The sequence below is a fragment of the Komagataeibacter sp. FXV3 genome (assembly GCF_015155755.1).
Classification (GTDB): domain Bacteria; phylum Pseudomonadota; class Alphaproteobacteria; order Acetobacterales; family Acetobacteraceae; genus Komagataeibacter.
The window spans coordinates 17,637-28,821 of the sequence record NZ_VWPI01000080.1 but is presented as its reverse complement, the minus strand read 5'-3'; the positions used below and the strand labels follow the sequence as shown (position 1 = coordinate 28,821).

The window sequence follows — 11,185 nt, the reverse complement described above, 5'->3', positions numbered from 1 at the left end:
GGGGTATCCACGGCGGCAGGCGCGGCAGGCGCAGGTGGCGCGAGCGGAACATGGGGGGCAGGGCGGTCTTCGGCTGCCATGGCCGTAACGGCACCGACGGGGGCGATGTCGCCCGTCATGAAATACAGCGGCGGCAGGCCCGGCACCGGCGGCACGCGCCGCATCAGCGGCAGGCCGTTGCGGTTGGCTATTTTTTCCCAGCGGATATCGGGCGTGACACTGTGGCAGTCGCCCTGCCGGATCAGCGTTTTGCGCGCTGCGGGTGATTGTTGCGCGGCGATGGCCCGGTCGGACAGGGTACGCAGGATGGCATCATCCCCGCACGCCAGCGTGGGATGGACGGCAGTGAACAGGCCTGCGGCGCTCGCGCTTGCTGGCAGGCACAGAAGCAGGCAGGCACTGGCCCATATCCGCATGATGCTCGTTATCCTTCCGGTCTGGGAACGGGAATGTGCAGACCCGGGGTATCAGCAAATTGGAATGTATTAATGTACAGATGCCGATATGCAGAATACATACCTTTTTGTAAACAGGCTTTATTTAGTCCTGTTTGCCGGTATTGATCCTGCCCCGACATCTTGGGGCAAAAAAGTGGCATGTCCTTATCGGGGGGCTGCCCCCTTATCCAACTTATGGCGATGTTCACGAACTTCGCGGATGTTCATCAGGACAGATTGGAAGGCAGGAGCGGATGACTGACCGTTTTGCAATTGTGCTGGCGCGCCATCCCGCGGTCATCGGGGCGGAAGGCCTGTGTTACGGCCAGCGGGACGTTGCCCTGGCGGATGGATGGGAGCGCATGGCCGATGGCCTGCGCACCGTCATGCAGGGGGTGGGATGCAGGATTCTGTTCTCTTCACCGGCCCGGCGCTGCCAGATGGTGGCGGAACGGGTGGCACAGTTCATGAACCTGGATCTGAAGGTGGATTCACGTCTGCGTGAAATCAGCTTTGGCGAATGGGAGGGCCGTCCATGGACTCACATTTCACGCACGGCGCTTGATGCGTGGGCGGCCGATGTCAGTGATTTCACCCCCCCCGGTGGTGAAAGCGGTCGCGACCTGCGCACCCGTGTCCGGAGTTTCTGGACCGATATGCAGCAGTATGGCCAGTCCTGTGCCGTGCTGACCCATGGGGGGCCGCTGCGCCTCATGCAGGGAATGGTCCATGGCATGCCCGGCAGCCTGCTGGCCCCGTCGCCGCCCATGGGGTCGGTGCGGGTGATCGAGCAGGGTCCCCCCGGCATCAGGACAGGACAGTCAGAATCGCACATTCCGTCACAACTGCCGTTGCACCAAGAACGTCTCCGGTTTGGCCGCCAATCTGCCGTCGCGCGAACCGGCACATGACAAGGGCCGCCATGATCGCCACGGCGCAGGCAAGGGCCGCGCGGGCCGGGGGCAGCAGCACGACCGCGCTACCCGCGGCCAGGGTCATGCAGGCTGCCAGCGCATAGCCCGGCAGGCGCGCCATGGAACTGGCCAGCCCGTCACTGCGCGCGGGCGGCAGGCGCCACAGCACCCCCACCATGGCCGCGCGTGCCAGCGCACCCGCTACCGGCATGGCCATGATGGCCACAGGTCCCGGCATGGCGGCCAGCGCCGTAACCCGCACCAGCAGCGCAATGACCAGCGCCATCACACCATAACTGCCCACCCGGCTGTCACGCATGATTTCCAGCTTCCGCGCCCTGTCTCCACCGCCGCCACAACCATCGGCCATGTCCGCCAGTCCGTCTTCATGCAGCCCGCCACAGGCCAGCAGCAGCATGCCGATACTCCATCCCGCGGCTGGCAGGGCCGCAATGCCCAGCCAGGTCAGTCCTGCATAAAGCAGGCCACCGCATGCCCCCATCCCCGCGCCGACCAGCGGCCAGCACCAGATGCTGCGTGTCATGGAATAGGGCAGACCATCCCGCGCCAGTCCCCCCACCGGCAGGCGGGTCAGCAGCCCGATCCCGCAGACAAGGTCGGCACGCAGGCGGGTCACGATGGTCATGCCTTTTCGCTGACCTGCGCCTGTGCAAACGTCGCCATGCCGCACAGGCAGGCGATGGCGGAACGCACAAGGGGAATGGCCAGCCCCGCGCCGGACCCTTCACCCAGTCGCAGCCCCAGTTCCAGCAGCGGCGACAGGCCAAGCGCTGCTGCCAGGTGGGCATGTCCCCCTTCGGCCGAACAGTGGGACAGCCGGGTATGCGCCAGCCCGTGGGGGTGCAGCAGCGCCAGCGGGCTTGCCGCCGCCGTACAGATGAACCCGTCCAGCAGCACGGGAATGTTCCCGTACCGCGCGGCGATGACCGCGCCCAGGATGGCCGCCAGTTCATGCCCGCCAAGGTAACGCGCAATAGTCAGCGGATCCGTCAGCTGCGTGCCGTGGTGGTCCAGCGCGCGGTCGATCACCACGGCCTTGTGCCGCACCCCCGCATCATCCAGCCCGGTGCCGCGTCCGGCCCATTTCGTGCCCCCGCCGCCAAACAGGGCGGCACAGAGGGCGGCGGCAGGGGTCGTGTTGCCAATCCCCATTTCCCCCAGGCACAGCAGGTCCGTATCCGCCCGCACGGCCCGCATGCCGGTGGTCAGCGCGCGCAGGAAGGTCGCCTCGTCCATGGCAGGGGCGTGGGTCATGTCGGCGGTGGGGCGCAGGTCCTCGACCTCAACGACATGCAGGCGCGCACCGCTGACGCGGGCGATCTGGTTGATGGCGGCCCCGCCGTTGCGGAAATTCGCGATCATCTGGCGCGTGACATCAACAGGCCACGGTGTCACACCCTGCGCTGTCACGCCGTGATTGCCGGCAAAGACGATGATATCCACCCGTTCGGCGCGGGGGCGGTCGGTGTGCTGCCACTGTCCGGCCCAGCGGGCCAGTTCCTCCAGCCGTCCCAGGCTGCCCGGTGGCTTGGTCAGCTGGCTGTCATGTCCGGTTATGGCGGCATCCGCCCCCATGTCGGGCGGGGGCAGGTCGCGGCATAGCTGGCGCAGCGCGGCCATGTCGCGTGGAAAGGAAAGACGGGATGGCATGGGCAGCGTTGTGTGGTCTTATGCGCCCGGATGCAAGATGGCGGAGGATAAAATGAAGACGGCGGCCCAACCCGATACGATGTCCGGCATGCAGGGTTGCATTTTCGTGCTGGGGGGCGCGCGTTCGGGCAAGAGCCGTTTTGCCGAAAACCTGTTCCCCCAATGGCCCGCGCCATGGACCTACCTTGCCACCTGCCAGCCCCATGACGGGGAAATGACGCAGCGCGTGGCCCACCACCGGGCGCGGCGGGGCGCAGGCTGGCATACGGTCGAGGAACCGCTGGACCTGCCTGCGGCCCTGGACGGGGCGGGTACGTCGCCCGTTCTGGTGGACTGCCTGACGCTGTGGCTGACCAACCTCATGCTGGGTGAACATGATATTATGGGCGCCACGCAGGCGCTGCTGGCAGCCCTGCGCCGCCGCATGGGGCCGACCGTACTGGTGTCAAACGAGGTGGGCCAGGGCATCGTCCCTGATAATGCGCTGGCGCGTCGCTTCCGTGATGAGGCAGGCTGGCTGCACCAGTCCGTTGCGCGGGATGTCGCGCGCGTGGTTTTTATAGTGGCTGGCCTGCCGATGGAGATGAAATGACCCTTACCCCCGAAGAAATTCGTCACCGTGAAAAAATGGCCAGGCGCAAGGCCGTGCAGGACAGGGAAGTCAGCAGCAAATCCATCGAGAAGGGATTGCTGGCGGTCCATACCGGCACAGGCAAGGGCAAGTCCACCGCCGCCTTTGGCATGGCGTTGCGCACGCTGGCCCATGGCGGGCGCATCGTGGTGATCCAGTTCATCAAGGGGGCGTGGAACACGGGGGAACGCAAGGCGCTGGAACGCTTTGGCGACCAGGTTGAATGGCACGCGCTGGGCGAAGGTTTTACATGGAATACACAGGACCGCACCCGCGACATCGCCAACTGCCGTGCCGCGTGGGAGCAGGCGCGCGCGGCCATGCGGCGCGCGGACGTGGCGATGGTGATCCTGGACGAACTCAATATCGCGCTGCGGTATGACTATCTGCCGGTTGATGCGGTGCTGGCCGATATTGCGGCCCGTCCCGCCATGCAGCATGTCGTCGTGACCGGCCGCAACGCCCGCCCGGCCATGATCGAGGCCGCCGATCTGGTGACCGAAATGACGCAGGTCGCCCATCATTTCAAAAAGGGGGTCAAGGCGCAGGCCGGGATCGAGTTCTGATGTCGGCCCGCGCGCTCATGTTCCAGGGCACCGGGTCCAGCGTGGGCAAGTCGGTGCTGGTGGCGGGGCTGTGCCGTGCCCTGACGCGCCGTGGCCTGCGCGTACGCCCGTTCAAGCCCCAGAACATGTCCAACAATGCCGCGGTAACAGCGGATGGCGGCGAAATCGGGCGCGCGCAGGCGCTACAGGCGCGGGCCTGCGGGGTGCTGCTGTCGGTGGACATGAACCCCGTGCTGCTCAAGCCGCAGGGCATGACCGGATCGCAGCTTGTGGTGCGCGGGCACATGCGCGGACAGGTGCGGGCACGCGATTTCCAGTCCTTCAAGCGCGGCCTGATGCCCGAGGTACTGGACAGTTTTCACACCCTTGCCGGTCAGGCGGACATCGTGCTGGTCGAAGGTGCCGGATCGGCGTCGGAGGTCAACCTGCGGGCCGATGACATCGCCAATATGGGTTTTGCACAGGCGGCGGATGTTGATGTCGTGCTGGTGGGCGATATTGACCGTGGCGGCGTGATCGCCAGCCTTGTCGGCACGCAGGCTGTCGTGGCCGCTGATGACGCGCGGCGCATAAGGGGCTTTATCGTCAATCGCATGCGTGGCGATCCATCCCTGTTTGATGCCGGGATGGCGGCGATTGCCGACATGACCGGCTGGCGGCCCGTGGGGCTTGTGCCCTTCCTGGACCGCGTGCGCGACCTGCCGGCGGAAGATGCCGCCGACCTGCGCGCGGGTGGAGGCGGCAGTGGGACGCAGGGCGTGCGCATTGCCGTGCCCTGCCTGCCCATGATCGCCAATTTTGATGACCTCGACCCGCTTGCGGCGGAAGAGGGCGTCAGCCTGAACATGGTGCAGCGGGGACAGGTGCTGCCGCCCTGTGACCTTGTGATCCTGCCCGGGGCCAAGGCGACCATTGCCGACCTTGCGGCGTTGCGGGACGAAGGGTGGGATATCGACATCCACGCCCATGTCCGTCGTGGTGGGCATGTCATGGGCATATGCGGTGGCTACCAGATGCTCGGCCGCAGCATTGCTGACCCCGGGGGGATCGAGGGACCACCCGCCACCGTGGGGGGGCTGGGTCTGCTTGATGTGACAACCGTGCTGGAAGGCAGCAAGCAGCTGGAGGATGTTACAGGTGTGCTTTTGCCCGAACACATGCCCCTGCGTGGTTATGAGATGCATATCGGCCGCACCATCGGCCCCGACCATGACGCGCGCCCGCTGATCGATCTGGACGGGCGGTATGATGGCGCGGTCAGCCCTTCGGGCCGGATATGGGGTACCTATGTGCATGGCCTGCTGGCCGATGGCCGGGCAAGGGCGGCATTGCTGGCGCGGCTTGGCGCATGTTCGCACGCGCGGGACCATGATGCGACAGTGGATACAGCACTTGATGCGCTGGCGGACCATCTGGAAATGCATCTCGATATCGACGGCCTGCTGGCCATGGCGCGCCCGGTGCAGGGCTGAAAACCCGTTGCCGTCCCATCACGTGGGAAATGGTTTATAATGACCCATCGCTTCATCTATCCGGACGTGATTACTGAAATCCGGGCCGTCTGTTCGGAACATCTTGCCGGGCAGGTATCGGCTGACAAAGTGCAGCGTACCGTCCAGCGCACCGAATATGCGATCGTCGCGATTTTCTCATCGATATGGAAGCGCAGCTGGAACTGGTCAGGTCTGGCATTGATGGGGATGCGCAAGGACTGCGGACGCGCAGGATCGCGCGTGCGATCCTGACCGGGTTGCTGCAGCGCGAAAACGAAGCCACATGAACGGCAAGGGTACAAACAGCTTCGTCGGGACGCCGTCTTTTTGAAAAAAGCCGGTCCCTGCTGTTTTCAGGTAGGTTTCAGATACGCATGCTGGATCAGCGCCGCCGAGACGCCCGGGCCAGCAGGGCCGTGGCTGTCATGCCCGCCAGTGTCTGGATCAGGCAGGCGCGGCGGTACAGCGCCAGCGCACGATGCAGGTCGGCCGGGCGCAGGTCAGGTGTGCCGTCGCCCACCCATGGCTCGGCCACGCGCACGCCATCATAGGCGCGCGGACCAGACAGGCGAATGCCCAGCGCGCCCGCCATCGCTGCTTCCGGCCATCCGGCATTGGGGGAACGATGCTGACGGGCGTCGCGCCACAGGATGCGCACGGCGTCCCGCGCGCTCATTCCCTTCAGGGTCCGGGCGGCAAGGATGATCCACAATGCTGACAGGCGCGACGCAGGCAGGTTGACCAGATCATCCAGCCTTGCCGCCGCATAGCCAAAGGCTTCATGCCGGGGCGTGCGGTGGCCGATCATGCTGTCCGCCGTGTTGACCGATTTATAGAAGACCGTGCCCGGCAGGCCACCTGCCGCCATCCACAGCAGGGGGGCCACGATGCCGTCGGAAAAGTTTTCGGCCAGTGTCTCGGTCGCGGCCCGCAGCACGCCTGCCTCATCCAGTTGTTCGGGGTCACGGCCCACAATGTGGGAGACCGCGCGCCGGGCGGCGGGCAGGCTGGCCTGTGCCTGGATCGCCACGGCTTCGACATGGTCATGCAGCGAACGCTGGGCGACAAGGGAACTGGCCAGTAACGCCGTCAGTGGTAGCGCCAGCCATCGGGGCAGGACACGGCGGATGACGTGATCCATCAGCATGGCGGCTGCCGTGGGCACCGATACAATCAGCATGCTGGCCACAAAACCGTTGGCCCGGCGTCGGGCCGGGGCGGCGTCTGGTGTATTGAGCCGCCTGTCCAGCAAGCCGATCAGCCCCCCGATCCACATGACCGGATGCCCGACCCGGCGCACCAGCGCCTGCGGGTAGCCCACGGCCATGTCGGTCATTGACGCAATGCAGGTGGCACCAAGGTTTCGCAGCATGAAAAGGGCGGGGCGCATGTCCGCGTGGATATGGTGCGGTCCGTTACGGGTCAAGGGCACGCATCATGAACCCGTCAGAACCGGAATCCCGGAACACCGCAGTTGGTGCGGAACTGGTTGACGGGATGTGCAAAAGTTTACCTGCCGTCCGTTTTTCCGCGATCAATATTTCTTGCATTAATAAATATGTCGGAAAAATGGACTAGGCATTTATCCAGACCTCACGGATATAGTGAGCATTCGGATCAAGAGAGACATGACATAACGGGTAGGCATTTTTGGGTATCAGTGGTTTACGGTTCACTTCGTCGCGGCGGCGGTTCATGCAGGGACTGGCAGGGATTGCCGCATGCAGTACGGTTCTTGCCTCTCCCCCGGGTCATGCCAGTCGGCCCGTGCCCTATGCGCCGCGTTTTTTCACCCCCGTCGAATGGGCGTTCCTGATCGCCGCATGTGACCGACTGATCCCGGCCGATGAAAACGGTCCCGGCGCGCTGGCGCTGGATGTGCCGCGTTTCATCGACATGCAGATGGACACTCCCTACGCCCATGGCGCGCAGTGGTACATGCAGGGCCCCTTCGTGCAGGGGCCGGACAACCTTGGCTATCAGTTGCCTTATGCCCCGCGTGACCTGTACCGGCGCGGGATTGCGGGCATGAACGCGCATGCCGCAACCCGTCATGGCGCACCGTTTGCAGGCCTTGCGCCCGCATTGCAGGACGATCTGCTGCGCGGGGCCGAAAACGGCGGCATGACCTTTGGCGACATGCCATCCACCGTGTTCTTTGACCAGTTGCTGGCCAATGTGATGGAAGGCGGGTTTTGTGATCCCATCCATGGCGGCAATACCGGCCTGGGTGGCTGGACCATGCTGGGCTTTCCCGGTGCGCGGGCGGATTTCATGGACTGGGTGGACCAGTATGGTGCGCATTACCCGCTGGGCAGTGTCTCCATTTCGGGAGAAACGGCATGAGTGATGATGCACGCAGGCTGCACCCGGTTGATGTGGTGATCGTGGGTGGTGGCTGGGCCGGGTCGATCATGGCCAAGGAAATGACCGAGGCCGGGCGGTCGGTCGTCATGCTGGAACGCGGGCCGGACCGCAGCACGGCGGCGGATGGAGCCTATCCTGCCTCGATTGATGAACTGGAGGGCAATTTCCGGTACAAACTGTTCCAGGACCTGTCGAAAAACACTGTCACCATACGCAACAACAGCCACCAGACGGCGCTGCCCTATCGCCGCATGGCCGCCTTCCTGCCCGGTGAGGGCGTGGGTGGGGCGGGCCTGCACTGGTCGGGTGTGCATTTCCGCATGCCCCCTGATGATCTGCGGCTGCGCACGCGCGTGATCGAGAAATACGGCGCCAAATTCATTCCCGAAGGCATGAACCTGCAGGATTACGGCGTCAGTTACGAGGAACTGGAACCCTTTTTCGACAAGGCGGAAAAGGTATTCGGCACATCGGGCGAAGCGTACATGGTCAAGGGACAGGTGGTGGGTAAGGGGAATGTGTTCTCCCCCTCACGCTCGGACCATTTCCCGCTGCCCGCGCTGAAGGATGTCTATACCGCGCATCTGTTCCGCAAGGCGGCGGAGGAAGTGGGCTTCCACCCCTATTCCCTGCCTGCGGCCAATGCATCGCGGCAGTATATCAATCCGTATGGCGCGCAGATGGGGCCGTGCAATTTCTGCGGTTATTGCAGCGGGTATGCCTGTTACATGTATTCCAAGGCATCGCCCAACGTGAACATCCTGCCGGTATTGCGGCGGCACCCGTTGTTTGAACTGCGTGCCAACTGTCACGTGCTGAAGGTCGAACTGGATGCGGATGGCAGGCGGGCGACCGGCGTCACCTATACCGATTCCGACGGCAAGGTGGTGACCCAGCCTGCGGAAATGGTGATCCTGACGGCGTTCCAGTTCCATAATGTCCGGCTTATGCTGCTGTCGGGCATTGGCAGGCCTTATGACCCCGTACACAACGAAGGGGTGGTGGGGCGCAATTTTGTCTACCAGAACGTGACGACCAGTAATGTCTGGCTCGATCGCAGTATTGATACAAATCAGTATGTCGGCGCTGGCGGCGGTGGCGTGGCATTTGATGATTTCAACAGCGAAAACTTCGACCATGGCCCGCTGGGTTTCGTGGGGGGATCGCCGGTATGGGTGAACCAGGCGGGTGTGAAGGCAATTGCCGCCGCCCATTCCGGCGGGCCGCCGGGTACGCCGCGCTGGGGATCCGCGTGGAAGGCAGGCGTGATCGACACCTACCGCCATTCCCTGCGGATTGATGCGCATGGGGCGAACATGGCCTATCGGGACGTGTATCTGGACCTCGACCCGACATGGAAGGATGCCTACGGACAGCCACTGCTGCGCATGACGTTTGACTGGAAAGACAATGACATCCGCATGAACCGCTATGTGGTGGACAAGATCGGTGACGTGGCGAAGGCCATGGGCGCGCGCCGCGTCAATCTGACAAAACGCGAATTCGGCAGGCCGTTTGATACAAGACAGTACCAGACCACCCATCTGGGTGGCGGCGCGGTAATGGGCACTGATCCGGGGACCAGTGCGCTCAACCGCTACCTGCAGTCATGGGATGTGCATAATGTGTTCGTAATCGGGGCGAACGCCTTTCCGCAGGGAACGGGGTATAACCCAACGGGCATGGTTGCCGCACTGGCGTACTGGGCGGCCCACCATATCCGCACGACCTACCTGTCCCATCCCGGGCCGCTGGCGGGATGAGGGCCGTGACATGGACAGGCCGGCTTTGCATGCTGGCCGGTGCAATGCTTGCGGTGATGGTGTGCGGGTTGGCCGCACGCGCGCAGGGACAGGCACAGGGTGACGTGATCGCGCGTGGGGAATACGTGGCCCGCGCGGCCGATTGCGCAGCCTGCCATACCGTGCCCGGTGAGGCGCCATTTGCCGGGGGCATGGCCTTCCACCTGCCGACCGGCACGCTGTATGCCCCCAATATCACCCCGGACCGGCAGACCGGCATTGGCCAGTATTCCGAAGCCGAGTTCAGCCGTGCCCTGCGCCGGGGCATCCGCCGCGACGGGGCGACGCTGTACCCGGCCATGCCCTATCCATCCTACGCACGCCTGACGGATGAGGACGTGCACGTGCTGTATGTCTATTTCATGCACGGCGTGAAACCCGTCGCGCATGCGGTGGCGCAGGACGGCATGTCGTGGCCGATGTCCATGCGCTGGCCGCTTTCCATCTGGCGCACGCTGTATGCACCGGATCCGAAGGCCGTGCGGCATGACATGGACCGCCGTACCTTTGCCGACCCGCTGGTCGCCCGTGGCAGTTATCTGGTCGAAGGGCCGGGACATTGCGGCGCATGCCATACGCCACGTGCCCTGACCATGCAGGAAAAGGCCCTGACGGCGGAGGATGGACCGCTGTACCTGTCGGGGGGGGACGCGGTGGATGGCTGGCGTCCCGTCAGCCTGCGCGGGGAAAACCGCACCGGGCTGGGGCGGTGGAATGAACATGACATCGTGCGTTTCCTGGCTACCGGGCGCATGCCGCTGGGGGCTGCCTTTGGTGGCATGACGGATGCCATCGGCCATGGCACGCAGCACATGACGGATGAGGACCGCCTGGCGATCGCGCGTTACCTCAAGACCCTGTCGCCCGCCGCACCGGCAGTGGCGCGGGGCTGGACCTATGATCCGGCGATGACCGATGCCCTGCACGCGGGCGATGTTTCAGCCCGGGGCGCACGTGCTTATGTCGATAGCTGTGCCGCCTGCCACCGCACCGATGGCCACGGCTATCCCACCACGTTCCCCCCACTGGCGGGCAACCCGGTGGTCATGGACCCAAAACCCGATTCCCTGATCCGCATCGTGCTGGAGGGTAATACCCTGCGTGCCACGCGGCAGGCACCCTCCGCGTTTGTCATGCCCGGGTTCGCCGCGCGTATGGATGATCATGCCGTGGCGGATACCGTCACCTTCATCCGCGCGGCATGGGGCAATGACGCGCCCGCCGTAACAGCGGCGGACGTGGCGCGGATACGGCGCACACTGTCGCCCGAACACCCGCCCGTATCCGTGCCCATGAACTGATTG

Annotated in this window: 11 protein-coding genes and 1 pseudogene; 8 read left to right on the top strand and 4 right to left on the bottom strand. The window is 64.5% G+C overall.

Annotation, left to right across the window (positions count from 1 at the left end; genetic code table 11):
* Nucleotides 1-416: pseudogene (locus tag F1542_RS08025) on the bottom strand (restriction endonuclease); the annotation flags it as partial.
* Between the two features lie 275 nt (nucleotides 417-691).
* On the opposite strand from F1542_RS08025, the gene F1542_RS08020 reads away from it, so the two are divergent.
* The gene (locus F1542_RS08020) at nucleotides 692-1,348 is read left to right on the top strand and encodes a histidine phosphatase family protein (RefSeq protein WP_193732566.1); all 657 of its coding nucleotides are present in this window, start codon (nucleotides 692-694) and stop codon (nucleotides 1,346-1,348) included.
* On the opposite strand, the gene cobS is transcribed toward F1542_RS08020, so the two are convergent.
* A complete protein-coding gene (cobS, locus tag F1542_RS08015; protein WP_193732565.1) occupies nucleotides 1,245-1,997 on the bottom strand; it encodes an adenosylcobinamide-GDP ribazoletransferase in 753 nt (250 codons plus the stop codon). The genes F1542_RS08020 and cobS overlap by 104 nt on opposite strands.
* Nucleotides 1,994-3,022, bottom strand: a complete 1,029-nt coding sequence (gene cobT / locus F1542_RS08010) for a nicotinate-nucleotide--dimethylbenzimidazole phosphoribosyltransferase (protein ID WP_193732564.1) — start codon at nucleotides 3,020-3,022, stop codon at nucleotides 1,994-1,996. The genes cobS and cobT overlap by 4 nt, the downstream gene beginning before the upstream one ends.
* On the opposite strand from cobT, the gene cobU reads away from it, so the two are divergent.
* The 4 genes from cobU to F1542_RS07990 are packed head-to-tail and all read left to right on the top strand — an operon-like array spanning nucleotide 3,021 to nucleotide 5,964.
* Complete coding sequence (gene cobU, locus F1542_RS08005; RefSeq protein WP_193732563.1) at nucleotides 3,021-3,614, top strand: bifunctional adenosylcobinamide kinase/adenosylcobinamide-phosphate guanylyltransferase; 594 nt, start codon at nucleotides 3,021-3,023, stop codon at nucleotides 3,612-3,614. The genes cobT and cobU overlap by 2 nt on opposite strands.
* A complete protein-coding gene (gene cobO / locus F1542_RS08000) occupies nucleotides 3,611-4,219 on the top strand; it encodes a cob(I)yrinic acid a,c-diamide adenosyltransferase (RefSeq protein WP_193732562.1) in 609 nt (202 codons plus the stop codon). Before cobU ends, cobO begins: the two co-directional genes overlap by 4 nt.
* Entirely contained in the window at nucleotides 4,219-5,691 is a 1,473-nt protein-coding gene (locus tag F1542_RS07995) for a cobyric acid synthase (RefSeq protein ID WP_193732561.1), read from the top strand. The genes cobO and F1542_RS07995 overlap by 1 nt, the downstream gene beginning before the upstream one ends.
* A gap of 39 nt (nucleotides 5,692-5,730) precedes the next feature.
* Entirely contained in the window at nucleotides 5,731-5,964 is a 234-nt protein-coding gene (locus F1542_RS07990) for a hypothetical protein (protein ID WP_193732560.1), read from the top strand.
* Nucleotides 5,965-6,094: 130 nt separating this feature from the next.
* On the opposite strand, the gene cbiB is transcribed toward F1542_RS07990, so the two are convergent.
* Nucleotides 6,095-7,138, bottom strand: a complete 1,044-nt coding sequence (gene cbiB, locus F1542_RS07985; protein ID WP_227672571.1) for an adenosylcobinamide-phosphate synthase CbiB — start codon at nucleotides 7,136-7,138, stop codon at nucleotides 6,095-6,097.
* Between the two features lie 269 nt (nucleotides 7,139-7,407).
* On the opposite strand from cbiB, the gene F1542_RS07980 reads away from it, so the two are divergent.
* Genes F1542_RS07980 through F1542_RS07970 form a run of 3 tightly spaced genes read left to right on the top strand, consistent with a single transcriptional unit; the run spans nucleotide 7,408 to nucleotide 11,182 of the window.
* Nucleotides 7,408-8,058 (top strand): gluconate 2-dehydrogenase subunit 3 family protein, encoded by a 651-nt coding sequence (locus F1542_RS07980; RefSeq protein WP_227672570.1) that lies wholly within the window; start codon nucleotides 7,408-7,410, stop codon nucleotides 8,056-8,058.
* Nucleotides 8,055-9,842 carry a GMC family oxidoreductase gene (locus F1542_RS07975; protein ID WP_193732558.1) on the top strand — a complete coding sequence of 596 codons (1,788 nt, stop codon included), beginning with the start codon at nucleotides 8,055-8,057 and terminating at the stop codon, nucleotides 9,840-9,842. The genes F1542_RS07980 and F1542_RS07975 overlap by 4 nt, the downstream gene beginning before the upstream one ends.
* A gap of 29 nt (nucleotides 9,843-9,871) precedes the next feature.
* A complete protein-coding gene (locus F1542_RS07970) occupies nucleotides 9,872-11,182 on the top strand; it encodes a cytochrome c (RefSeq protein ID WP_193732568.1) in 1,311 nt (436 codons plus the stop codon).
* Nucleotides 11,183-11,185: the final 3 nt, after the last annotated feature.